This window comes from Candidatus Phytoplasma solani (genome assembly GCF_041729705.1).
GTDB classification, from domain to species: Bacteria; Bacillota_I; Bacilli_A; order Acholeplasmatales; family Acholeplasmataceae; genus Phytoplasma; species Phytoplasma solani.
On sequence record NZ_CP103788.1, the window covers coordinates 233,582 to 258,109 of the forward strand.

Consider the following 24,528-nt stretch of genomic DNA (forward strand, 5'->3'; position numbering starts at 1 on the left):
AGAAAAGATATGAAATTATTTTTTTAGTCTTGGAAAAGAAAAAAAGACTAACTTAATAGTTAGTCTTAAAGAATTTTTAAAAAATAAAAAGTGTCTAAACTTTTGGAACACCTCAGAGTTGCGTAAGAAATGAAGTCATAACCTAAATCTTGGTAATTATTGAGGGCTTTGATTAATCCTAAAATCCCTTCCTGGTATAAATCCTCTTTGGTTAACAATTTAGGGTAATATTTAAACTGATAAACTAGTTTTTTTACTAAAGGTAAATGAAGTGTGATTAATTGATTACGAATTTCTAAATTCTTTTGATTTTTTAAAAATTCTTTAAATAATTCTTCTCTTAACATTTAATTCCTTTCTAAAAACTTTTTTTGGGTTTTTTGGTCGTATTTACCTTATTTTAAATGAGGGACATATCGAAAAAACCCAATAAAAGGTAATGATTGGATTATATGATGAAATTAATTGACAAATTAACTTTTTTTGTTGTATAATTAGAAAGGTAAGTTATATTTTTATCGAGATTATAAATGTTTAAGAATTTTATAGTCTTTAATTTTATATGTGAAAAGAAGAGTATTTCTCTCGCCTGATGAACCTGCAAAATGGTTTTTGGGCAAATAGCACGCAAACATTTAATTTTTTCAATGAGAAACTATTTTATAGTTTCCATGCTATTAAATTTAAGAGAAATACTTTTATGGTAAGTGTTTCTCTTTTTTATAGAAATATTTTTCTTAAACATTTATGTTAAACTAAAGGAGGTTTTAGACATTAAATTATTTAAAACAAAGAAAAGCCCTAATAATAAAGATTTATATAACGACAGAATCCCTCAAGGTTCATATTTAATTATTGATGAAAAAGGGCAAAAGTTAGGCATTTTCAATCGAACAGAAGCTTTAAAATTATCAGAGGAAAAAGAAATTGACATTGTTATTGTTAATGCTGATTCTAATCCAATGGTTGCTCGTTTAATGGATTATCAAAAACATCGTTATAACCAACAAAAGAAAAATCGCGAAACCAAAAAAAAAGCTCAAGTTAGTGTTTTAAAAGAAATTCGCCTTAGTCCAACTATTAATACTCACGATTTAAATACTAAATTAAAACAAGTGCATAAATTTCTAAAGCAAGGCAATAAAGTTAAAATTAGTATGCGTTTTCGTGGTCGTATGATTAATAATTATAAATTAGGAGAAACGGTTTTAAAACAAATTATTCAAGATTTAACTAGCGTTGCTCAAATTGAAAACCCTTTGAAATTACAAGGAAACCAATTTACTGCTGTTTTAACTCCTTCAAAATAAATTGTTCTAAAAATGATTGTTTTATTAGTTAAAAAAAGTTTTTGTATTTTTAATTTTTAGGAGTTATTTCAAATAGCCTAAGAACAAAAGAGGAAAGGAAATTAGCATAATGATTAAAAAAAAATTTCATAGTGGACTGAAAAAACGTATAAAAGTTACTAAAAAGAAAAAATTATTAAGAGGTCACGCTTTTAAAAACCATCTTGCAGCTTCTAAAACCACTAAACAAAACAGACAATTAAGAGGCATGACATGTGTTGATAGTACCGATTATAAAAGAATTAAAACTCTTATTAGAGGATTATAGAAAGGGAAAAGAAAATGGCTAAAATTAGTTTTGTACCCGCAAGACATAAACGTCGCAAAAAAGTTTTAAAAATGGCTAAAGGTTATTTTGGTTCAAAAAGTACTCTTTACAAAACCGCTCACGAACAAGTTATGCGTTCTTTGAAATATGCTTATAGAGATCGTAAACAAAGGAAAAGAGATTTTCGTAAATTATGGATTTCCCGCATTAACGCCGGCGCTACGGCGTTAGGAATACAATATTCTCGTTTGATGCATGGTCTTGTTTTGGCTAAAGTCGATGTCAATCGTAAAGTTTTAGCTGACTTGGCTCATCAACAACCTGAAGTTTTTGCTGATTATGTTCAATTAGCTAAAGTTACTTTGGAACAATTCCACGCAGAACTAAAAGTTCAACAAAGATCATCATTTGAAACAACGCCAACTCAACTAACTACTCCAATAGTTAAAAAAGATCAAAAAATTGTCAAATCGAATAAAATAGCTCCAGCTCCAGTCAAACAAGAAAAAATAATTAAACATGAACAACAACTTATTACCCCTAGCAAAACAACTCCAGTAAAATCATCACAATCATCACAATTATCACAACCAACAGAACAAAAAGAACAAAAAGAACAAAAAGAACAAAAAGAACAAAAAGAACAAAAAGAACAAAAAGAACAAAAAGAACAAAAAGAACAAAAAGAACAAAAAGAACAAAAAGAACAAAAAGAACAAAAAGAACAAAAAGAACAAAAAGAACAAAAAGAACAAAAAGAACAAAAAGAACAAAAAGAACAAAAACCTGCCTCCCTTGTTCAATTATCATCAACCTTGCCTCAAGTTTCTGTCTCCGAAATAAATCATATGTTATTGCCTGAATTAAAACAATTAGCTAAAGAATATCATATTCCTGGCGTCTATAAACTTAAAAAAGCGGAGATAGTTGCTCTTTTAATTGAAATGTTTACTAAATAAAATTCACATTTGTTAATTACTCAAAGATCAGTCACGGAACTGTTTTTATATTTTTAAAAAAATAAGGAGTATATGATATGAGTCAAATCCAAAAAAGAAATATTCAAGGTTTAGGAACTATATTTTTAAGTGTTTTTTTTCTTATGATTGCGATATTTTGTTTTTTAGACAAATCATTTACAATTGGACAATTAAAAGTTCAATTAGGAAATATTTTTTTAGGATTTCTTTTACTTTTATTTACGTATTTGGTAGTTTTTAAAAAATATAAAAAAACACGTTCTAAAGTTCGTTTTATTTTTGCTTTTGAAGTTCTTTTGTTTGTAATAATTATTATTATAGGTTTTTTATTGCCGGGGTTAGGATTATTTTCAGTTGAAGCATTTAGTACAAGATATCGTTTTATTGGTCGATTTTTAGAATTTAATTATTGTTTGGCGTTTCTTTTGTTATTGCATAGTTTTATTGAATTACATATTAAATATTTTCAAAAAGAAAATTCAATCATTTTTACTTTATATCTTTTCATGTTTGGTGTAGGCTGTTTTGGTGTTGCCAGAGATGTCTTTGGCAATGCAAGAGACATTATTTTAAAAACAATAGCTATTTTATCTTTTTTACAATTCTTTTATCTTGCTTTTGTAGGTATTAAAAAAAAAATATCTAATAATAATGCTAAAACATCATCCAAGGGAGAATAAAACATGGAATTAGTGACTTTATTAAAAGAATTATCGATGCTAAATGGTATTGCTGGACAAGAAAAAAGAAGTTTCGAAATTTGTAGTTAATCATATTAAAGATAATGTCGATGCAATTGAATATGATAATTTAGGTACTGTAATTGCTCGCAAAGGTTCTATTGGACCTCGCATTATGTTTGCAGGTCATCTCGATGAAATTGGTTTAATCGTGACTCAAATTACTGCCGATGGTTTTTTAAAATTTAAAACTATTGGTGGTTGGTTTTCGCAAGTCATGTTAGCCCAAGTTTGGCAAATTCGGACTTCCAAAGGTATATTAAAAGCAATTACTGGTTGTAAACCCCCCCATGTTATGACTTATACCGAAAGAAACCGTATTGTTGATATTACTACTATGTATCTAGATATCGGTGTTTCCAGTAAAGAAGAAGCCATTAATTTAGGCGTTCGCATTGGTGATATGGTTACTCCTTATACCGAATTTAGCACTTTAGGCAATTCAGATTATTTATTAGGCAAAGGTTTAGATAATCGGGTAGGAGTTGCTATTGTAATGCAACTTTTACAAAACACCCAATCAGTTAACAATCAATTTTTTGGAGCCTTTACTGTTCAAGAAGAAGTTGGTTTGCGTGGCGCTAAAACTAGTGCTCACAAAATTCATCCTCAGATTGCTATTGCAGTTGATACTGGGATTGCCAATGATGTTCCAGGTGGCGACAAAGAAGGTCACACTTTAGGTAAAGGTCCGCAAGTTTTAGTTTATGATGGTGGGTTAGTAGCTCACCGAGGATTACGTCAATTGGTTTTAGATATCGCTCAAGAACACAAAATTCCTATTCAAGAAGTAGGTGAAAGCGGTGGCAGTACTGATGCTGGAAGTATACATTTAGCTCGCGAAGGGGCAGCAGCTTTATCGTTGGGCGTTCCTGTGCGTTATATTCACGCTCACACTTCTATCGTACATAAACAAGATATTCAAAACACTATCAAACTTTTAACTTTGTTATTGAATCAACTAGATGAAGCCAAAGTGCAAGAAATCTTGTTTCAATAAAAATATATTTTCAAAACTAAATCATTGTCAAAAGCAAGTTAAATTATGATAATAAATATTTAGTTTGTTTCTTTTTAATGTTATTTTATCTAGTTTTTGTTGATAAGTAAACATTATTTATTTTTTGGTTTTGCTTGATTGTCTTGCGTTAAAAAAATTTTTTTAGAGTATAATATTATTAAGTAATAATTACTTTTTAAAGGAGATAATTAAATATTATTATGGTTTTAGCAAAAATCAAAGCTTTAATAGCTTCCCAATTATCCTTAGATCAAAGTTCAATCACCTTAAAGACTCGTTTCAAAGAAGATTTGGGGCTAGATTCGTTGGATGCTTTGGAATTAATCACGGAAGTAGAAAAAATATTTAATATTAGTATTAGCGATATAACGATGCAAAATTTTAAAAAAGTAGAAGATATAGTTTTATACATCGAAAAAAATCTTTCCTAATAAATTTTATTTTTCAGTATTAACAAGAAAATCCTAAATGCTGATTTTTAAAGTAAAAAATAATGTAGAAGGTTTGCAATCATGGCTAAATTAAATTATGATTTTAAAAAAATAGAAAATAAATGGCAAAATTATTGGAATAACAATAAAATTTTTAAAACAAGTTATAATTTTAATAAAAAAAAATTTTATTGTTTAGATATGTTCCCTTATCCTTCTTCTTCTGGATTGCATATTGGTCATATTGAAGGTTATACTGCTAGTGATATAGTTAATAGATTCAAAAGAATGCAAGGATATAATGTTTTGCACCCTTTTGGTTGGGATTCTTTTGGATTACCTTCTGAACAATATGCTTTAAAAACAGGTAAAAATCCTAAATATTTTACTTACGAAAATATAAATAATTTTAAAAAACAAATAAAAATGTTGGGTAAAGGAGTTGATTGGGATAAAGAATTATCAACTTCTGACCCTTCTTTTTATAGTTGGACTCAATGGATTTTTAAAAAACTGTATGAAAAAAAATTAGCAGTTTTAAAAGATATAGAAGTTAATTTTTGTCCTAAGCTAGGGACAGCTCTTGCCAACGAAGAAGTTATTTCAAACGAAAAAGGTCTTTTTTCTGAAAGAGGCAATTACCCTGTTATTAAAAAAAAGATGAAACAATGGGTTTTAAAAATTACTGATTATGCTGAAAGACTTTTAGCGGATTTAGATTTAGTTGATTGGTCTGATAATTTAAAAGAAATGCAAATCAATTGGATCGGTAAAACCGAAGGAGCCAATGTTTCTTTTGCTCTTGTGAACCAAGATATCACTTTGAAAGCTTTTACAACTCGCCCTGATACCATCTTTGGCGTTACTTTTTTATTGGTAGCTCCTGAACATGAGTTAGTGTCGCAACTGACTACTAGTCAACAGCAAAAACAAGTTTTAGCTTATCTAGAATTAACTAAACAAAAAAAAGATTTAGAAAGAGATATTAATAAGGATAAAAGTGGTGTTTTTACTGGTAGTTATGCCATTAATCCTTGTAATGGTCAAAAAATTCCTATTTGGATTGCTGATTATGTGTTGTTGCATTTTGGGACAGGTGTTTTAATGGGTGTTCCTAGCCATGATCAAAGAGATTTTGAATTTGCCCGCAAACACAATTTAGAAATGATTCAAGTTATTCAACCTAATGTATCCATTGAAAACCCCCAATTAGAAGCATTTATAGGCGATGGCATTCACATTAATAGTGATTTTTTAAATGGTTTAGATAATCGTCAAGCCCACAAAAAAATAATGCAATTTTTGGAAGAAAAAGGTTGTGGTCATTCTTATCGTACTTATAAATTTCATGATTGGGTTTTTTCGCGTCAAAGATATTGGGGTGAACCGATACCTATTTTCTACGATGAAAATAACGATATCCATACTATTGATGATGCTTTTTTACCTTTAGAATTACCTGTTTTAGATAAAATTCAACCTTCAGGAACGGGGCAATCGCCTTTATCGAAAGCTCATTTTTGGTTATATTTCGAAAAAGAAGGTAAAAAATATCGCAGAGATTCTAATACCATGACCCAATTAGCAGGGAGTTCTTGGTATTATATTGGTTATATTTTAAAAAATTATTTGGGGTTAATTCCTTTAAACAAACCCGAGGCTAAACAATTATTAGATTATTTTTTGCCTGTTGATTTATACATTGGTGGAGCAGAACATGCAGTCGGGCATTTATTATATGCTCGTTTTTGGCATAAATTTTTATATGATCTAGGTTTAGTTTCCCAAAAAGAACCTTTTCAAAAGTTAGTCAATCAAGGTATTATTTTGGGTCATGATCATACTAAAATGTCTAAATCTAAGGGTAATGGTGTAAGTGCTTCTTTAATGTTGGAAAAATATGGGGCTGATGTTTTAAGAACGTATATTATGTTTATGGGTCCTTTAGAAGATATTAAAAGTTGGCATGAATTAGGTTTCAAAGGAATACAACGTTTTTTCAATAGAATTTATCAAATGTTTTCTTTTGAAATGACTATTCAAAAAGACCCTATGTTAGAAAAATTACTTCATCAAACCATAAACACAGTCACTCAAGATTATGAAAAATTAAAGTTTAATACAGTGATTAGTCAATTGATGATTTTTGTCAATCAAGTTTATAAATATCAAAAACTAGCCAAAGAACAAGCTCAAATTTTTTTACAAATGTTAAATCCAATTGCCCCTCATTTTACTGAAGAATTAAATGCTATAATTTTAAAAAATAAAGAAACATTAGTTAATATGTCCTGGCCTTCGTTTAATCCGAAACACTTAGAAACTTCATTAGTTAAAATCATTGTTCAAGTGAATGGCAAAATGCGATCTATTTTAGAATTATCGGTTAATCTTTCTTCAGAACAAATTAAAACCTTAGCTTTGAAAGACCCAAAAGTGCATAAATTTATTTTTCAAAAAACAGTTCAAAAAGTTATTTTTGTTCCGAATAAGTTGTTAAATATTGTTGTTTAATTATGTTGGCGATTTAAACATTTAACTTTTAATTATTAGATTTTTTGGTAAATTATGACTATTTTTAAACATAAGCAAATATGACATCAAAAATTTTGGAGAAAAAAGGTATGTGAATGTGAAATTAAACCAAAAAGGTCTTTTAATAGTTCTTTCTGGTCCTTCGGGAGTTGGCAAAGCGACAGTGAGAAAGGCTTTATTTGAAATGACAAATCACAATTTTGTTTATTCTATTTCAGCTACCACAAGGTCTCCACGTCCAGGCGAAGAAGAAGGAAAGGATTATTATTTTCTCACCAAAGAAGAATTTGAATTAGGAATTAAAAATAATCAATTTTTAGAATGGGCTCAGTTTATCGATCATTATTATGGTACACCGAAAAAACAAATTCAAGATTGTTTAAAAATGGGGAAAGAAGTTTTTTTAGAAATTGAAGTTGAGGGGGCAACTCATTTAAGAAAAAAAAGGATACCCAATGCTGTTTTTATTTTTTTAGTCCCCCCGCGCAAAAAAGCCCTTTATGAACGATTAAAAAAAAGAGGCACAGAAAAATATGACAACATTGTCAAACGTATTAAAAAAGCCAACAAAGAATTCCCTTTAGCCTATAAATATGATTATATCGTCGTTAATGATGACGTCAATAATGCAGCTGATCGCATTATTGCAATCATTAGGGCAGAACACGCAAAAACTAAACGTAGTATGCGTAATTATTTAAAAATTTTAGAAGAGGATGGTTATGCTGAACAGTAAAAAAATAAATAAAGATGGGTTAAGTTATCCTTCTATCGATAAACTTTTAGATAAAATCAATTCTAAATACAAATTAGTCCATGTGGCTAGTAAAATAGCTCATGTAATAGAAACGAAAAAAAAACCACTTCCTGAGTTGATTTGTAATAAAGTAATTGGTAAAGCTTTAGAAGAAATTATTAACAATAAAGTTAAATTTGTTTTTAAACAAAACTAATTTTTTTACATTTGTATATTGATAAATTAGTTAAGTTATCATTTTAAAGTATAATTTAATTATTTTTTATATTATTATAACTTGAGACTGTTTTTTTGGCAAAGATGCTCTTGATAAGGAGTTATAAGTGAATTTTGAACATATTTCAGTTTTAAAAGAAGAAGCTATTTCTTTTTTACAACTAAAATCTGACGGCATTTATGTTGATGCCACTTTAGGGCAGGGAGGGCATAGTTTAGCTATTTTAAACCATTTAAAAGATGGTTTTTTATATTCTTTTGACCAAGATTTCAGTGCTTGTTGCAATATGCAAACAAGAATATCTTCTGAAATGCCAATAGAGATTATTCATAGTAATTTTGTCAATTTAAAAGAAGAATTAGCGAAAAGAAATGTTTTTCAAATCGATGGTATTTTATTTGATTTAGGACTATCTTCTGAACAAATCGATGATCCTCAAAGAGGCTTTAGTTATTTGCAAAACGTCTCTTTAGATATGAGGTTTGACACAACAACTCAAACAACGACCGCTCAAGATATTGTCAATGATTATTCTTTTGAAAAATTAAAAAAGATTTTCAAACTTTATGGTGAAGAAAAAAAAGCCGCTTTGATTGCCCAAGAAATTATTAACAGAAGACCTTTGCATATGTCACATGATTTGGTTGCCATTACTGATATTTTTTATCGCTATCACAAAGGACATAGTGCAAAAAAGATTTTTCAAGCTTTACGGATTGAAGTGAACCAAGAATTAGAAGTCTTACAAAAAGTTTTAAGCCAAAGTCTAAATTTGTTAAAAAAAGAAGGACGTATGGTTGTGATTAGTTTTCATTCTTTAGAAGATCGGATTGTTAAACATTTTTTTAAAAAAAATAGTATTTTGGAAATACCACAAAAACTACCAATTAAACAATTTGAATATCCGCTACCTCCTTTAAGCATTCTTACTAAAAGAGCTATTTTGCCTTCTGCAGATGAAATGAAACATAATTCTCGCAGTATCTCGGCCAAATTAAGGGTTGCTATCAAAAATTTTTAACTTTTTTTGTTTTATTTGGAACAATATTATTTTAGAAATAAAATGGATGATAGGTGTTGTTTCTAACTAAGTCAACCTTTAAAATAAAAAAGACTAAATTTGAGGTTAGCCTTAATTATTATTTTTTAGATATTGTGTTGTTGTGTATTTTTTCCACTTAAAAATTGGTTGTCTGACAAAATATATGATTTTTTCGATTTTTTTGTTTTTAAGTTTATTTGTTGTTTTTTTATTCTCTAATTATCTTTTGGTAGCTTCTTTTTGGAGGGTGTAATATATCTTAAAAAAACAATTTCTATCATTATTTTTGTGTATATGAAAAATTTATATTTTTAATTAAAATAATCTTAGACAATTATTTCCTTAGGATTTAAAAAAAAGAGTTAATTATTTTAGGAGCTCGTCCGGGTGTAGGCAAAACCGCTTTTATGATGAATGTTGCTGTTGTAATGGCAAAAAAGAACAAAAAAGTAGCTATTTTTAGTTTGGAAATGACTTACGAACAATTATATTTAAGGTGTTTAAGTCAAGCTTCAAGAGTACCTCTTAAAAAGATTGTTTTAGGGGATTTAAGCCAAGAAGAAATGAAAAAGGTTGAAGAAGAAACAATTAACCTTAAAAAATTATTTTTAGCTACCAACGATAACAGCGCTTGCAGTTTAAAAGACATTAAAACTATCTGCAAAAACAACAAAATAGATATTATTTTAATTGATTATCTGCAATTATTACCAGATAGGCCAGTAAAAACAATTTCTTCACAGTTAAAAATAATCGCAAAAGAACTCAATATTCCTATTTTGTGTTTGGCTCAATTAAGTCGTGATGTTGAAAAAAGCTTTAAAAAAAGAAAACCGCAATTATCAGATTTAAGAGACACAGGCACCATCGAACAAGACGCTGATATGGTGATGTTTTTACATCCTACCAAACAAAAAGAAATAATAGAGTTATTATTAATCAAAAACCGTAATGGCATTAACAATAAAAGCTATTATTTAAGGTTTGATGGCGCTATACAAAAATTTAGTGAAATTAAACTTAAAAATACAGATATAGAAAATGAATAAATATAAACAAAAAGGATATAAAAAGAATATGAAAATTACAAATATATTTTTTGACAAAATTGAAATCAACAAGGATCAAAAAATTGAATCAAAAATTATCAATAAATATCAAATTAAAGATTTAGCGTGGTGTATTTTAACGCTTGATGAAATGTTAGTTTTAAGAAGAATCAAAATTAGACAGCAAAGATTAGGGGACAAAACTATTTTATTTGTGCTTTTTCCTTACTGGAAAGATAAAAACTGTTATAAATATGATTATTACTATTTTACAAACATTAATAAAAGTCAAATCAAAAACAAAGTTAAAAACTTAATTTTAGAAAAATATCATCTTTTTATCAATAATCAAGAAAACAACTTTAAAGTAGAAATGGAGCTAAAAATATGAAAATTGTGAAATATAATGTCAAAGTTTATTCAAAAAAAATGTAAAAACGGTAATATTTATCGTTATTTTCCCAACGGTAAAATCTTAACTATTAAACCAGACGGTACCATTTCATGGAAAACAAAAAAATAAAAACGCAAAATATGTCCCTTTAATGGCGTTTTAAAAAGATGTTGAATGTATTTATTATTAACGGATATAAAGGAATGAAGTTATGGCAAAAAAAATTATAAATTTTTTAGAAGAATTAGAAGAAAAAAACTTTGATATAGACACCCAACTAGAACCTTTAAAAAAAGAAATCAAAAAAACACTTGTAAAAGATGGAACAATGAAAAAAGATGAAAAAATTACTGATGAATCTTTTTCCACTTATTATTTTTATTACAAAAACAAAGATAAAGAAGATGAAAACGGTTATCGCCTAAAACTCCAAAAAACACCTCACTTACAGCTTATTTATCAACCTACTTGTAAAAATAAAAAAATTGAGTTTGAAAACAAACTTAAACAAATGAATACTTTATTTGATGGTGTGCACTGTTCCAAAACTTTAGACACTTTTTATTTTTTAAAAATTCTTTAAGACTAACTATTAAGTTAGTCTTTTTTTGTTTTAAAGACTAAAAAATAATTTCATATCTTTTCTAAAAACGTTTTTAGAAAGGATTAAAATGTTAAGACAAAAATTATTTAAAGATTTTTTAAAAAATAAAAAGAATTTAGAGGCCCGCAATCAATTAATTGAACTTCATTATCCGTTAGCAAAAAAATTATCAAACAAATTTAATTTCTATCCGCGAGTTTTGACTAAAGAGGATTTATACCAGGAAGGGATTTTAGGTTTAATCAAAGCCCTAAATAATTACCATGACTTAGGTTACGACTTTATCGCCTACGCTACTCCCACCATCAAATCGGAAATCAACAAACTAATAAGAAAAAGCCATTCCCCTTCAATCCCCCAAAAAACCACCAAACCAAGAAATATCAGTTTTAACGAAAACCAACACTCACAACAAACAATTTACGACAAAATCCCCAATCCGTATCAATTATGGTTAAAACTGAGGTGTTCCAAAAGTTTAGACACTTTTTGATTTTTAAAAATTCTTTAAGGCTAACTATTAAGTTAGTCTTTTTTTGTTTTAAAGACTAAAAAAATAATTTCATATCTTTTCTAAAAAACGTTTTTAGAAAGGAATTAAATGTTAAGACAAGAATTATTTAAAGATTTTTTAAAAAATAAAAAGAATTTAGAAATTCGTAATCAATTAATCGAACTTCATTTACCTTTAGTCAAAAAACTAACTTATCAATTTAAATATTATCCTCGAGTTTTAACCAAAGAAGATTTATACCAGGAAGGGATTTTAGGATTAATCAAAGCCCTGGATAATTACGAAGATTTAGGTTATGACTTCATTTCTTACGCAACCCCAACCATCAAATCAGAAATTAGAGAACTAGTAAGAAAAAGCCACTCACCTTCAATACCCCAAAAAACAACCAAACCAAATAATATCAGCTTTAAAGAAGAAAAATACAAACAACCTAATTGGGATAAAATCCTTAATCCGCATCAATTATGGTTAAAACAAGTAAACCATGAAGTATTCTTAAAATTACTAAGAAAAAAACTAAGCAAAAACGAATTTAATATTATTTGTTTAAGTTTCGGAGTTACTTTGGGCGACATCAACGAAACTAACCAACCAACTTTAACCAACCACGAAATCGCCCAAAAACTAAATTTAACTTTAAGACAAGTAGAAACAACAAAAAACATAGCAATACAAAAACTAAGTCCAAATAACAAAAAATAAGGAGAAACCAAAAAATGTTAAATAAAGTTCAACTAATCGGCAATATCGCCCACGACTTAGAAAAACAATATATCAACACCACCAACGAACAAATCCCTAGGGCGCCAAAGATGCCTAAATATCGTGTTATCTAACCAATATGCCAGTGCCGATAAACACTGAATGGATATGGTCGGTCCGTTAAACGAAAGAATAATGGATTACAGCAGACCATAAAAGCGGATTGAGACGAAGTAGTTAGTCAAGAGGATACCGCCACCAAATTGTCCCATGGATAAGCCTGAAATGGTCTAAGAAGGAAAGCAGATGTAATCTTAGAACCTAATACGCAAACTACTGAAGCCGTATAGTCCAGAGTCTAACAGGATATATTATTTGTCTTGGTTAGTTTATCTAATTAACAGAAAGCCTGGAATCTCACCGACAGTCAGGAAAGACGTTAAAACATAAGCGGTTACTTCACCTAAAGGACAAAGGTAGATATTTAGAGTAACTTGGAGAATCCTAAAAGCTAGTTATTTAATTAACAAGTCAAGGAATAAATGCCGAGACGCTCAAGGATAAAGAAGCTATTTAATAGTCGTGGATAATTCAAAGTTAACATTGGAATATGCTAACACAATGACCCACCAGGGCGAAGGTTAATAACCTTTACAAGGCGAAAGTAGCTAGTAATTTACTATTTATTCACTGTAATCAAGGAAGGAGTTGATAAATATGTCAACAACTGTTTCAAATGAAACTAAGCTTTCGCGAACATTGAATAAGATCCTATATTGTTCTACAAATAACTATCCTCTAAAAAGAGAATTACAGCAAGGAATGAATAATCTACATAACACGTTAATTGCATTTAACAAAATTGCAACCAACAAAGGTGCGGGTACACCTGGAATTGATGGTAATACAATTGACAGTCTCAATCTTAAAAAATTAGAAAGATATCACAAGGAATACATCAGTAACAAGTACAATCCAAAGCCTGTTAAAAGAATATTCATTCCCAAAGACAACGATAAGGTTAGACCTCTTGGAATACCTACCATAAAAGATAGAATAGTCCAAAGAAGCCTTGAACAACTCTTAACTCCTTATCTTGAAAATCAATTCTTAGAATGGAGTTTTGGATTTAGAACCAAAAAATCCTGTCTTGATGCAATCAAACGCGTCAAACAGAGATTTAAGGGAATTGATTATATCATCAAAATTGACCTTAAAGGTTATTTTGACACAATCAATCATGAAACTCTTATGAAAACCTTGACGAAGTTTATACGCAAGAATAAAACTCTTTCAACCATTAACAAGTGGTTAAAAGCTGGGTTCATGAAAGATGGCATCAAATACGAATCTTTATCTGGTTCTCCACAAGGAGGAATCATCTCCCCATTACTTGCCAATGTATATTTACATTACATTGACATCAAAATGGACGAACTAATTAAAGAAGGAACACCAATAAGGAAAGCAAACCCAGGATATGGAAAAACATACCGTCAGGGAATGCATCATAAATTGGGGATTGATAGTCAAATTAACCTAAATCCAAAAACAAGAGTTGAATATATCCGATATGCCGATGATTTTATCATAGGAATTAAAGGGAAATATGACAAAGCTGAAACTATTAAAAACCAAGTGACTCAATGGCTAGAACAAGATTTAAAACTGACAGTTAGTAAAGATAAATCAAAAATTGTAAAAGCCAATAAGGGCACAAGGTTTCTATCCTACATGATTAGGGTAAATCCAACCAGTAGTAAACTCACCGAAAAAACCCACAAAAAATCCCTAAACGGTCGGGTACAAATCCAAGTTCCCAAAGCAAAAGCCAAGGAATATGGATATGAATACAATTGGTTAAGAAGAGGAAAGGTTAAGCATGATGAAACATTAGCAAATAGGGACGAATTAGAAATAATACGCACTTATAAGACAATCGTACGTGGAATCATCCAATACTTTTGTTTAGCTAACAATCTAAATGCATTAACCCATCTAACCTATCTAGCTGAGTATAGTTGTTTGAAAACTTTGGCAAGGAAACACAAAACGGCAATTGCCAAAGTGCGAAAAAAGTTTAATCGTAGCACAACTTGGTCAATTCCTTATTTAAACAAAGGGAAAACCAGATATGAGTCATGGATTGTTTACCCTTGGGATAAGATTAAGAAAATGCGTAGTTGTAAGAAAAATCCCGATATCATCATCAATCCTTATCTATTCCAAGGTCGTACGAATCTAACAGACCGCCTTAAAGCGGAAATATGTGAGAAATGCGGCAAAACAACCCAACTTCAAATCCATCACATTGGTACGGTTCGCAATGAAAACCGCAAAAGCGTGATGAATAAGAGTACAAAAGTGTTATGCATAGATTGTCATAGAAATATTACGAACCAACAAATGCATGATATCAGATTAAATAACAAAATAAAAGAACAAAAAAGAATAAATAGCTAATCAGCCGTAAGGCAAAATTAGTTCTCGAAAGGGAGTAAATTATGGAAAGCCGTATGCTTGGAAACTTGCTCGTACGGTTTGGACGGGGGCTGATTGTAATACATACAATGGAAACGCAAATCCCATTGTTGAAACGCAATTAATCTATCCGTATAAATAGATTTTAATTTAGCAATCAACAATAAAGATAAAGTTCAGTATATCCCTTGACATTATTTTTTATATATGATATAATAAAAAAGTTTTGTAAAATATATTAATCATTAAAGGAACTACAAATTAGTCCTTTTTAATATATTTACAATCATATTAAATTATATTTTTATTATATTTGAAATTATTAAAAAAAATTCAAATATTTGACATTTTTTTTTTTCTATGATATAATAAAAGAGCTTTGTTAAATATTATTAGTTTAGTTATGAATTTAAAGGACCCAAAAACAGTCCTTTTTAATGTTTTTAAAGTCGTATTACATTAAAAATTTTTTAATTACAACCATTAAATTAAAATATTTATTTAGCCATTTAATATATTATTTTAACTTTTTTGATCTTTGAAAACTGAAGATGATACTTATTAATTTTTTAATTTAATTAAAATTTTTTCAATCAACTAGTTTGGTTGTAAAAAATACAAACATACGAAGAGTTTGATCCTGGCTCAGGATTAACGCTGGCGGCATGCCTAATACATGCAAGTCGAACGGAAGTTTAAGCAATTAAACTTTAGTGGCGAACGGGTGAGTAACGCGTAAGCAATCTGCCCCTAAGACGAGGATAACAGTTGGAAACGACTGCTAAGACTGGATAGGAGATAAGAAGGCATCTTTTTATTTTTAAAAGACCTAGCAATAGGTATGCTTAGGGAAGAGCTTGCGTCACATTAGTTAGTTGGTGGGGTAATGGCCTACCAAGACGATGATGTGTAGCCGGGCTGAGAGGTCGAACGGCCACATTGGGACTGAGACACGGCCCAAACTCCTACGGGAGGCAGCAGTAAGGAATTTTCGGCAATGGAGGAAACTCTGACCGAGCAATGCCGCGTGAACGATGAAGTATTTCGGTACGTAAAGTTCTTTTATTAGGGAAGAAAAGATGGTGGAAAAACCATTATGACGGTACCTAATGAATAAGCCCCGGCTAACTATGTGCCAGCAGCCGCGGTAATACATAGGGGGCAAGCGTTATCCGGAATTATTGGGCGTAAAGGGTGCGTAGGCGGTTAAATAAGTTTATGGTCTAAGTGCAACGCTCAACGTTGTGATGCTATAAAAACTGTTTAGCTAGAGTTGGATAGAGGCAAGTGGAATTCCGTGTGTAGTGGTAAAATGCGTAAATATACGGAGGAACACCAGAAGCGAAGGCGGCTTGCTGGGTCTTAACTGACGCTGAGGCACGAAAGCGTGGGGAGCAAACAGGATTAGATACCCTGGTAGTCCACGCCCTAAACGATGAGTACTAAACGTTGGATAAAACCAGTGTTGAAGTTAACACATTAAGTACTCCGCCTGAGTAGTACGTACGCAAGTATGAAACTTAAAGGAATTGACGGGACTCCGCACAAGCGGTGGATCATGTTGTTTAATTCGAAGGTACCCGAAAAACCTCACCAGGTCTTGACATGCTTTTGCAAAGCTGTAGAAATACAGTGGAGGTTATCAGAAGCACAGGTGGTGCATGGTTGTCGTCAGCTCGTGTCGTGAGATGTTGGGTTAAGTCCCGCAACGAGCGCAACCCTTGTTGTTAATTGCCATCATTAAGTTGGGGACTTTAGCAAGACTGCCAATGATAAATTGGAGGAAGGTGGGGACGACGTCAAATCATCATGCCCCTTATGACCTGGGCTACAAACGTGATACAATGGCTGTTACAAAGGGTAGCTAAAGCGTAAGCTTCTGGCGAATCTCAAAAAAGCAGTCTCAGTTCGGATTGAAGTCTGCAACTCGACTTCATGAAGTTGGAATCGCTAGTAATCGCGAATCAGCATGTCGCGGTGAATACGTTCTCGGGGTTTGTACACACCGCCCGTCAAACCACGAAAGTTGGCAATACCCAAAGCCGGTGGCCTAACTTGAGCAATCAAGAAGGAGCCGTCTAAGGTAGGGTTGATGATTGGGGTTAAGTCGTAACAAGGTATCCCTACCGGAAGGTGGGGATGGATCACCTCCTTTCTAAGGATAAAGTTATCATCTTCAGTTTTGAGAGACTTAAGAAAGTTTTTCATTTTTTAAGATTCGGGCCTATAGCTCAGCTGGTTAGAGCACACGCCTGATAAGCGTGAGGTCGGTGGTTCAAGTCCATTTAGGCCCACCAAAATAGGTCACATCTTAAAAAAGCTCTTTGAAAAGTAGATAAACAAAGGTTAGAAAATTAAAGGAACTAAGGGCGCACAGTGGATGCCTTGGCACTAAGAGCCGATGAAGGACGCAATTAACGGCGATACGCCACGGGGAGCTGTAAATAAGTGGAGATCCGTGGATTTCCGAATGGGACAACCCGTTGCATTGAAGATGCATCATCCTTGAAAAAGGAAGGAAACGCAGTGAACTGAAATATCTAAGTAACTGTAGGAAAAGAAAGTAATAACGATTCTGGTAGTAGTGACGAGCGAACCCGGAAGAGCCTGATGCTATTTCTAGTTACCAAGTTTTTGTCAAGTAGAAGCTTTTGGAAAGAAGCACCATAGAAGGTGACAGTCCTGTAAACGTAAGCAAAGACCTAGAGCATCGATAAGTACGGCGAGACACGAGAAATCTTGTCGGAAGATGGGAGGACCATCTCCTAAGGCTAAATACTACTTAGTGACCGATAGTGAACTAGTACCGTGAGGGAAAGGTGAAAAGAACCCCGAAAGGGGAGTGAAATAGATCCTGAAACTGTGTGCCTACAATTAGTCAAAGCTCGTTAATGAGTGATGGCTTGCCTTTTGCAGAATGAACCGGCGAGTTATGATATGGAGCAAGGTTAAGTTTGAAGGAACGGAGCCGCAGCGAAAGCGAGTCTTAATAGGGCGTTAAGTTGCATGTCATAGACCCGAAACTGAAGTGAGCTAGCCATGAGCAGGTTGAAATTTAGGTAAAACTAAATGGAGGACCGAACCAGGACACGTTGAAAAGTGTTTGGATGACTTGTGGCTAGAGGTGAAATTCCAATCGAACTCAGAGATAGCTGGTTCTCCCCGAAATAGCTTTAGGGCTAGCGTTGATTTGGTTATTTGGTGAAGGTAGAGCACTGAATGAGTAAGGGCTCCACCTCGGGGTACCGAACTCAATCAAACTCCGAATGTTATCAAATAAAATCAGCAGTCAGACTGTGGGTGATAAGGTCCATGGTCAAAAGGGAAAGAGCCCAGACCGTCAGCTAAGGTCCCCAAATTGATGTTAAGTGGCAAAGGAAGTGAAGACGTTTAAACAACTAGGAGGTTGGCTTAGAAGCAGCCATCCTTTAAAGAGTGCGTAATAGCTCACTAGTCGAATGACTCTGCGCCGAAAATGTATCGGGGCTAAAACATCATACCGAAGCTACGGATTAAAATAACTTTCGAGTTATTTAAATGGTAGGGAAGCGTTCTGACATCAGTGAAGCCATAGCGGAAGCAGTGGTGGAGAGGTCAGAAGTGAGAATGCCGGTGTAAGTAACGAAAAGATAGGTGAGAATCCTATCCGTCAAAAACCCAAGGTTTCCAGGGCCAGGTTCGTCCTCCCTGGGTTAGTCGGGTCCTAAGGTGAGAAAGAAATTTGTAGCCGATGGCAAGCAGGCTGAGATTCCTGCACTAGTTAATCAACTGATGGAGGGACAAAGTAGGCTAGACACACCCCTTATTGGATTGGGGTAGAAAAACTAAGTCTGAGAAGATAGGCAAATCCGTTTTCTTGTTTAAAGATAAGGTTTGAAAGTAAAGTGATTGACGTCAGACTTTCAAGAAAAGCTTCTAGGGCTAATTGATTAACTACCCGTACCGTAAACCGACACAGGTGGGAAGGTAGAGTATACTAAGACGCGCGAGCAAACTCTTGTTAAGGAACTCGGCAAAATGACTCCGTAACTTCGGGATAAGGAGAGCTTTTATTAAAACTAAAAGCCGCAGAGAATAGGCCCAAGCGACTGTTTATCAAAAACATAGGTCTCTGCTAAACCGTAAGGTGATGTATAGGGGCTGATGCCTGCCCGGTGCTGGAAGATTAAAAGGAAATGTCAGGAAACGAAGCATTGAATTGAAGTCCCAGTAAACGGCGGCCGTAACTATAACGGTCCTAAGGTAGCGAAATTCCTTGTCGGGTAAGTTCCGACCCGCACGAAAGGCATAACGATTTGGGCGCTGTCTCAACAAGAGCCTCGGTGAAATCAAATTACCGGTGAAAATGCCGGTTACCCGCGACAGGACGAAAAGACCCCATGGAGCTTTACTGCAACTTAATATTGAAATTGAAAATAATATGTACAGGATAGGTGGGAGACTGTGAACAAAAGACGCTAGTTTTTTGGGAGTCAACCTTGGGATACCACCCTTGTTATTTTTATTTTCTAACCTGTGCAAGTGGATTGCAAGGGACAGTGTTTGGTGGGCAGTTTGACTGGGGCGGTCGCCTCCTAAAGAGTAACGGAGGCGTTCGAAGGTTCCCTCAAAATGGTTGGAAATCATTTGTAGAGCATAAAGGCATAAGGGAGCTTGACTGCGAGACTTACAAGTCGAGCAGGGACGAAAGTCGGACTTAGTGATCTTACGGTACCGAATGGAAGGGCCGTGACTCAACGGATAAAAGCTACCCTGGGGATAACAGGCTTATCGCTTCCAAGCGTTCACAGCGACGAAGCGGTTTGGCACCTCGATGTCGGCTCATCACATCCTGGAGCTGGAGAAGGTTCCAAGGGTTGGGCTGTTCGCCCATTAAAGTGATACGCGAGCTGGGTTCAGAACGTCGTGAGACAGTTCGGTCTCTATCCGTCGTGGGCGTTGGAAATTTGAAAGGAACTGTCCCTAGTATGAGAAGACCGGGATGGATATACCGCTGGTGTTTCAGTTGGTCCGCCAGGGCCACAGCTGAGTAGCTATGTATAGAAGGGATAAACACTGAAAGCATCTAAGTGTGAAGCCTCCCTTAAGATGAGATTTCCCTATGAGATCCCTGAAAGACGATCAGGTTGATAGGCTAGAGGTGTAAGAAGAGTGATCTTTTCAGCTGACTAGTACTAATAGATCCATTGACTTTAATTTTTTAACCCGTTTATCTAGTTTTGAGAGAAATATCCTTGGTGCATAAAACTAAGGGGCAACACCTGTTCCCATCCCGAACACAGCAGTTAAGTCCTTAGTACCGACAATAGTTCTTACGAGCGAAGATAGGGAGTGCCAAGGTTTGCTTTAGAAAAAAAAGAATAAAAAAAAAGAGGATTAGCTCAGCTGGGAGAGCGTCTGCCTTACAAGCAGAATGTCGGGGGTTCGAATCCCTCATCCTCTACCATGTTTTTTTATTGTTTTTTTGCCAAAATAGCTCAATCGGTAGAGCAACTGATTTGTAATCAGTAGGTTGCGGGTTCGATTCCTGTTTTTGGCACCATGTGTCCCGTTAGCTCAGTTGGTAGAGCACTTGACTTTTAATCAAGGTGTCGAAGGTTCGAATCCTTCACGGGATACCATTAATTAACGAATTAATGCCTGGATGGTGGAATCGGTAGACACGTGGGACTTAAAATCCCATGGTTTATAGCCGTGTCGGTTCAAGTCCGACTCCAGGTACCATTAGGGGCTTTAGCTCAGCTGGAAGAGCATCTGTCTTGCACACAGAAGGTCAGCGGTTCGATCCCGCTAAGCTCCACCAATGTAAAATTAATATTAATATTTATTTTCTTTTTTAAATGGCGGTGTAGCTCAGCTGGCAAGAGTACACGGTTCATACCCGTGGGGTCGAGGGTTCGAATCCCTCTGCCGCTACCAATGGACCTGTAGCTCAGTCGGCAGAGCTACCGGCTCATAACCGGTTGGTCGTAGGTTCGAATCCTACCGGGTCCACCATTTGTGGAGGAATACCCAAGTCCGGTTGAAGGGGTCAGTCTTGAAAACTGAGAGGTCCGCAAGGACGCGGGGGTTCGAATCCCTCTTCCTCCGCCATTTAATAATTTTATAGACCGCGGGGTAGAGCAGTTTGGTAGCTCGTCGGGCTCATAATCCGAAGGTCATAGGTTCGAATCCTATCCCCGCAACCAAAAAAATTAAAAATTTAATGAAACAAAAAAAGGTCCGGTGGTGTAGTGGTTAACATGCTTGCCTGTCACGCAGGAGATCGCGGGTTCAAGTCCCGTCCGGACCGCCATCAATTAGAAATGATGTAGGCTCTGTAGCTCAGTCGGTAGAGCAGTGGCCTGAAGAGCCTCGTGTCGACAGTTCGATTCTGTCCGGAGCCACCATATATTATTTTCTGATTTTGTTTTTTTAACTATATCTTTCTTAAGCCAACAAACAGTAGCCTTTGGGCTACTTTTTTTATATATTTTTCTAAGATTTCCATTTTTTATATAAATTCTAAATTTTGATGTAAAATCATTAATAGTATTGCAAATAGTTATGGTGGTTCTGTCGGGTCTAGTTTTTATCAAAAGAAAGATTTTTATGCAGCTACTAGTGTGACTGTTTTAAATAATGATCATATTAATTCTTATAATGCTCTTTTTATTATTAGTTTAATAGAAAAAGAAAAAATGAAATTTAGTTATGGCAGAGCATGGTTGCTTTATAGAATGAAAAAACATAAAATAATGTTACCAATAGATAGTCAAGGAAAACCTGATTGGTTTTTTATGGAAAATTATATTAAATCTTTACCTTATAATGTTAATTTAAAAGATTAAAAAATACAATAACTTTAAATATTTGATTTTTTTATTGAAGTAATAAATATATTGATTTAAATATAAAATAATTTTTTATATAATAACAGTTAATAATATTAAACTATTTAATTTTTAACATTATGAAATCTTTTTAAAATTTAGAAAACAAAAAAGCTAAACTAACAAACAGTTTAGCTTAATTTTTTTAAGTTAATTATTTTTTATTAGTAAATAGCATTTTAATTCACATATTTGTTTTCATGCAGTAATGTTTTGCCGTTATTTTGAGCATTAAACTTGTGGAAGTGCTTTAGGCAACTAACTAAACTTAACTAAATATTGCTGCAACCAATATAACATATATAATTTTTAAACATCAAAAAAATCAAATATTTTTTCCAAAGCAACTATAAAACCTCAAAAAATCAATATTTCAAAACTAAACAAATTATCCCAAGACCAATTTAAAACCGGTCTTTTTTTGACCCTTCAATTTATTTAGAAATATAAATATAAAAATTGTGCGATTTTGAAAATTTCAATTCTATATTATCGGTAATGGTTTGGCTGATGAAATTATTTCAGTAAGGTTTTTAATTGACAATTACCTTATAATTTTTAAAAACCATTAACTCTTAGGTTTATCAAAAAAAGTTATTTTTTTTATCCCTTTGTTTTTTTATGTTATAATAATAGTAAGTTGATCAATGCATTTAGCTCTAAATTTGGTTTAATTTTAAGGGTTTGTTTTGAAAAATCAGGATTAAGGAGAAAAAATGAAAAACCAACTTTCTAAAATTTATCAAGGCGCTAATTGGAATCAATTAGAAGATGATTACACTCATTTTTTTTATGAACAAAATTTAAGTCAATTTTGGCGTCCAGAAGATATCAGTCTACAAGGAGATTTGGCAACTTGGAATCATTTGACTGTCGAAGAAAAAATTGCTTATGCTCGTAATTTGTTGGTTTTAACCTTTTTAGATACTTATCAAGGTGATTTAGGTATGCCTGTGATTGCTCGCTCTTTGGATGAAGATCAGCACCAAAAAAAAGCAACCCTTAATTTTATGGGAGCGATGGAAAATGCGGTTCATGCTAAGAGTTATTCTAATATTTTTATGAGTTATTTAAGCAATAAAGAGATTAGTCAACTTTTTGCTTGGGGCGAATCACAAGTCAATTTGCAAAACATTATTCAAGCAATTGTCAAAGTTTATGAAGACTTAGAAGATCAAATTTATTTAAAAAAAATTCATTCCTCTCAATTCAATCCATTAGAATTTCAACAAAAACAATGGCAAGCTATGGCAATATCGGTTTTTTTAGAAACTTGGCTCTTTTACAGCGGTTTTTATTATTCTTTATATTTTTACGGTCAAGGTCAATTGATGCAAGCGGGCGAAATTATTAATTTAATTATCCGTGATGAAAGTGTGCACGGTGTTTATGTTGGTCGTTTAGCTTTGGAATTGTATAATCTTTTTGATGGACAAACCCAAAAAGAGTTAAAAAAATGGTTAGATGATTTGATGCAACAATTATATCAAGAACAACTTTTGTTAGTCCAAGTAGTTTATGCTAAGTTAAATTTAGAAGAAGATGTAAATAAATTTGTCCGTTATAACGCCAATAAAGCTTTGATGAATTTAGGTTTTGATGCTTTTTTTCCCTCCGAAGAAGTTAATCCAGTCATTATTAATGGTCTGAATACTGAAACTAAGACGATGGATAATTTTTCTATGAAGGGCAACGGTTATCAAAAAATGCGTTCCGAAACTTTAAAAGATGAAGATTTTTATTTTTAAAACAATTAATTTTTTAATTTAAAGCGCTTGTAATATTTACGAAAAATGTTATAATAAAGGCGTCAAAATACATTAATAGTTGATTTAGGTTAATTTGTTTTAACATTGCAAAAAAATACAATAAGTTATTGAAAAAATATTTAATTCAACTCATTTGCTTTTTTCTGGCAAAATTTGACAGTTATTTTATCAAGTTAAAGGAGTTATTTTATTGATTAACACTCATAATTTAACTGCTAAATCTTTATCATTTGTTCAGGGTTTTAAAAATTTTATTGCTCGTGGCAATGTTTTAAATTTAGCGGTTGCAGTTGTCATCGGTCAACTTTTTTCTAAAATCGTCAGTTCTTTGGTAGCTGATATCATTATGCCCCCCTTTTCTTTATTATTTCATCGGACTAACACTTTAAAAGATTGGAAATGGCAGATCAAAGACAATATTTATATGAATTATGGTCTTTTTTTGCAAAACATTTTAGAATTTTTTATTCTTGCTTTTGTGATTTATGCTATTTTAACTGTGTTTTCCCATTACCAAACGAAAGAAAAAATCAAACCTAAAAGCGAACTTACACTTATTTTGGAAAGTTTAAACAAAGAAATAGTTTTGTTAGAAGAAATGAAAACCATTTTAACGCAAACACATAATAAATCCTAAAACAGTCTTTTGTTGGTCTGAAACTAAATAAAATAATTAAAAAGGACTATTTTGAATAGTCTTTTTTTAATTGTTAATTATTATTATTATCTTAATGTTTTTTGCTTTGTAACAGTATTTTTGTGAAGTTTCTCTGTGAAGTAGTGCGTCTTTAAAAATCAAA

The 24,528-nt window shown here is 32.6% G+C and carries 18 protein-coding genes, 12 tRNA genes, 3 rRNA genes and 3 pseudogenes; 35 read left to right on the forward strand and 1 reads right to left on the reverse strand.

Annotated features, from left to right (window positions below; genetic code table 11):
- Window positions 1-116 precede the first annotated feature (116 nt).
- Window positions 117-347: pseudogene (locus psc1_RS01110) on the reverse strand (sigma-70 family RNA polymerase sigma factor); the annotation flags it as partial.
- Between the two features lie 360 nt (window positions 348-707).
- Between psc1_RS01110 and infC the strand changes: the two are divergent.
- The 35 genes and pseudogenes from infC (at window position 708) to mscL (ending at window position 24,365) form a co-directional block, all read left to right on the forward strand.
- The gene (gene infC / locus psc1_RS01115) at window positions 708-1,310 is read left to right on the forward strand and encodes a translation initiation factor IF-3 (protein WP_023161636.1); all 603 of its coding nucleotides are present in this window, start codon (window positions 708-710) and stop codon (window positions 1,308-1,310) included.
- A gap of 109 nt (window positions 1,311-1,419) precedes the next feature.
- The gene (gene rpmI, locus psc1_RS01120) at window positions 1,420-1,617 is read left to right on the forward strand and encodes a 50S ribosomal protein L35 (protein WP_023161637.1); all 198 of its coding nucleotides are present in this window, start codon (window positions 1,420-1,422) and stop codon (window positions 1,615-1,617) included.
- Between the two features lie 14 nt (window positions 1,618-1,631).
- Complete coding sequence (gene rplT, locus psc1_RS01125) at window positions 1,632-2,576, forward strand: 50S ribosomal protein L20 (RefSeq protein ID WP_373375706.1); 945 nt, start codon at window positions 1,632-1,634, stop codon at window positions 2,574-2,576.
- Between the two features lie 77 nt (window positions 2,577-2,653).
- Window positions 2,654-3,277 (forward strand): hypothetical protein, encoded by a 624-nt coding sequence (locus psc1_RS01130; protein ID WP_023161633.1) that lies wholly within the window; start codon window positions 2,654-2,656, stop codon window positions 3,275-3,277.
- Between the two features lie 43 nt (window positions 3,278-3,320).
- Complete coding sequence (locus psc1_RS01135; RefSeq protein ID WP_023161632.1) at window positions 3,321-4,337, forward strand: M42 family metallopeptidase; 1,017 nt, start codon at window positions 3,321-3,323, stop codon at window positions 4,335-4,337.
- Window positions 4,338-4,558: 221 nt separating this feature from the next.
- The gene (acpP, locus tag psc1_RS01140) at window positions 4,559-4,789 is read left to right on the forward strand and encodes an acyl carrier protein (protein ID WP_023161631.1); all 231 of its coding nucleotides are present in this window, start codon (window positions 4,559-4,561) and stop codon (window positions 4,787-4,789) included.
- 81 nt (window positions 4,790-4,870) lie between these two features.
- Window positions 4,871-7,303: a leucine--tRNA ligase gene (leuS, locus tag psc1_RS01145; protein ID WP_373375707.1), complete on the forward strand. Its 2,433-nt coding sequence runs from the start codon at window positions 4,871-4,873 to the stop codon at window positions 7,301-7,303.
- A 118-nt stretch (window positions 7,304-7,421) separates the two neighbouring features.
- Window positions 7,422-8,060, forward strand: coding sequence for a guanylate kinase (gene gmk, locus psc1_RS01150; RefSeq protein WP_023161629.1), 639 nt, complete (start codon window positions 7,422-7,424; stop codon window positions 8,058-8,060).
- Window positions 8,047-8,277: a DNA-directed RNA polymerase subunit omega gene (gene rpoZ / locus psc1_RS01155; RefSeq protein ID WP_023161628.1), complete on the forward strand. Its 231-nt coding sequence runs from the start codon at window positions 8,047-8,049 to the stop codon at window positions 8,275-8,277. The genes gmk and rpoZ overlap by 14 nt, the downstream gene beginning before the upstream one ends.
- A 127-nt stretch (window positions 8,278-8,404) precedes the next feature.
- Window positions 8,405-9,319: a 16S rRNA (cytosine(1402)-N(4))-methyltransferase RsmH gene (gene rsmH, locus psc1_RS01160; protein ID WP_122225396.1), complete on the forward strand. Its 915-nt coding sequence runs from the start codon at window positions 8,405-8,407 to the stop codon at window positions 9,317-9,319.
- Between the two features lie 389 nt (window positions 9,320-9,708).
- Window positions 9,709-10,389, forward strand: coding sequence for a DnaB-like helicase C-terminal domain-containing protein (locus tag psc1_RS01165; protein ID WP_373375766.1), 681 nt, complete (start codon window positions 9,709-9,711; stop codon window positions 10,387-10,389).
- Window positions 10,390-10,417: 28 nt separating this feature from the next.
- Window positions 10,418-10,780, forward strand: coding sequence for a hypothetical protein (locus psc1_RS01170; protein ID WP_122225399.1), 363 nt, complete (start codon window positions 10,418-10,420; stop codon window positions 10,778-10,780).
- A 214-nt stretch (window positions 10,781-10,994) separates the two neighbouring features.
- Window positions 10,995-11,366 carry a hypothetical protein gene (locus psc1_RS01175; RefSeq protein WP_122225400.1) on the forward strand — a complete coding sequence of 124 codons (372 nt, stop codon included), beginning with the start codon at window positions 10,995-10,997 and terminating at the stop codon, window positions 11,364-11,366.
- Between the two features lie 88 nt (window positions 11,367-11,454).
- Window positions 11,455-11,847, forward strand: a pseudogene (locus psc1_RS01180) (sigma-70 family RNA polymerase sigma factor); the annotation flags it as partial.
- Between the two features lie 141 nt (window positions 11,848-11,988).
- Window positions 11,989-12,606, forward strand: coding sequence for a sigma-70 family RNA polymerase sigma factor (locus tag psc1_RS01185; protein ID WP_373375708.1), 618 nt, complete (start codon window positions 11,989-11,991; stop codon window positions 12,604-12,606).
- Window positions 12,607-12,620: 14 nt separating this feature from the next.
- Window positions 12,621-12,707: pseudogene (locus psc1_RS01190) on the forward strand (single-stranded DNA-binding protein); the annotation flags it as partial.
- Between the two features lie 616 nt (window positions 12,708-13,323).
- Window positions 13,324-15,069, forward strand: coding sequence for a group II intron reverse transcriptase/maturase (gene ltrA / locus psc1_RS01195; RefSeq protein ID WP_373375530.1), 1,746 nt, complete (start codon window positions 13,324-13,326; stop codon window positions 15,067-15,069).
- Between the two features lie 640 nt (window positions 15,070-15,709).
- Window positions 15,710-17,242: ribosomal RNA gene (locus psc1_RS01200) — 16S ribosomal RNA — on the forward strand.
- Window positions 17,243-17,307: 65 nt separating this feature from the next.
- Window positions 17,308-17,384: transfer RNA gene (locus psc1_RS01205), tRNA-Ile, on the forward strand.
- Between the two features lie 56 nt (window positions 17,385-17,440).
- Window positions 17,441-20,286 (forward strand): 23S ribosomal RNA (locus psc1_RS01210).
- A 34-nt stretch (window positions 20,287-20,320) separates the two neighbouring features.
- A 5S ribosomal RNA gene (gene rrf, locus psc1_RS01215) occupies window positions 20,321-20,427 on the forward strand.
- The 16S, 23S and 5S rRNA genes sit together here with 12 tRNA genes alongside, the layout of an rRNA operon.
- A gap of 30 nt (window positions 20,428-20,457) precedes the next feature.
- Window positions 20,458-20,533 (forward strand) — tRNA-Val (locus psc1_RS01220).
- Between the two features lie 20 nt (window positions 20,534-20,553).
- Window positions 20,554-20,629: transfer RNA gene (locus psc1_RS01225), tRNA-Thr, on the forward strand.
- Window positions 20,630-20,632: 3 nt separating this feature from the next.
- Window positions 20,633-20,708, forward strand: a tRNA-Lys gene (locus psc1_RS01230).
- 17 nt (window positions 20,709-20,725) lie between these two features.
- Window positions 20,726-20,811: transfer RNA gene (locus psc1_RS01235), tRNA-Leu, on the forward strand.
- Between the two features lie 3 nt (window positions 20,812-20,814).
- Window positions 20,815-20,890 (forward strand) — tRNA-Ala (locus tag psc1_RS01240).
- Between the two features lie 39 nt (window positions 20,891-20,929).
- A tRNA-Met gene (locus psc1_RS01245) sits at window positions 20,930-21,006 on the forward strand.
- 2 nt (window positions 21,007-21,008) lie between these two features.
- Window positions 21,009-21,084, forward strand: a tRNA-Ile gene (locus psc1_RS01250).
- A gap of 5 nt (window positions 21,085-21,089) precedes the next feature.
- Window positions 21,090-21,180, forward strand: a tRNA-Ser gene (locus tag psc1_RS01255).
- An 18-nt stretch (window positions 21,181-21,198) separates the two neighbouring features.
- Window positions 21,199-21,275: transfer RNA gene (locus psc1_RS01260), tRNA-Met, on the forward strand.
- Between the two features lie 31 nt (window positions 21,276-21,306).
- A tRNA-Asp gene (locus tag psc1_RS01265) sits at window positions 21,307-21,382 on the forward strand.
- An 18-nt stretch (window positions 21,383-21,400) separates the two neighbouring features.
- Window positions 21,401-21,476 (forward strand) — tRNA-Phe (locus tag psc1_RS01270).
- A 144-nt stretch (window positions 21,477-21,620) separates the two neighbouring features.
- Complete coding sequence (locus tag psc1_RS01275) at window positions 21,621-21,917, forward strand: restriction endonuclease subunit S (RefSeq protein ID WP_238603330.1); 297 nt, start codon at window positions 21,621-21,623, stop codon at window positions 21,915-21,917.
- A 758-nt stretch (window positions 21,918-22,675) separates the two neighbouring features.
- Window positions 22,676-23,707: a class 1b ribonucleoside-diphosphate reductase subunit beta gene (gene nrdF, locus psc1_RS01280; protein ID WP_023161368.1), complete on the forward strand. Its 1,032-nt coding sequence runs from the start codon at window positions 22,676-22,678 to the stop codon at window positions 23,705-23,707.
- A gap of 211 nt (window positions 23,708-23,918) precedes the next feature.
- Window positions 23,919-24,365, forward strand: a complete 447-nt coding sequence (mscL, locus tag psc1_RS01285; RefSeq protein WP_023161369.1) for a large conductance mechanosensitive channel protein MscL — start codon at window positions 23,919-23,921, stop codon at window positions 24,363-24,365.
- The last annotated feature ends 163 nt before the right edge of the window (window positions 24,366-24,528 follow it).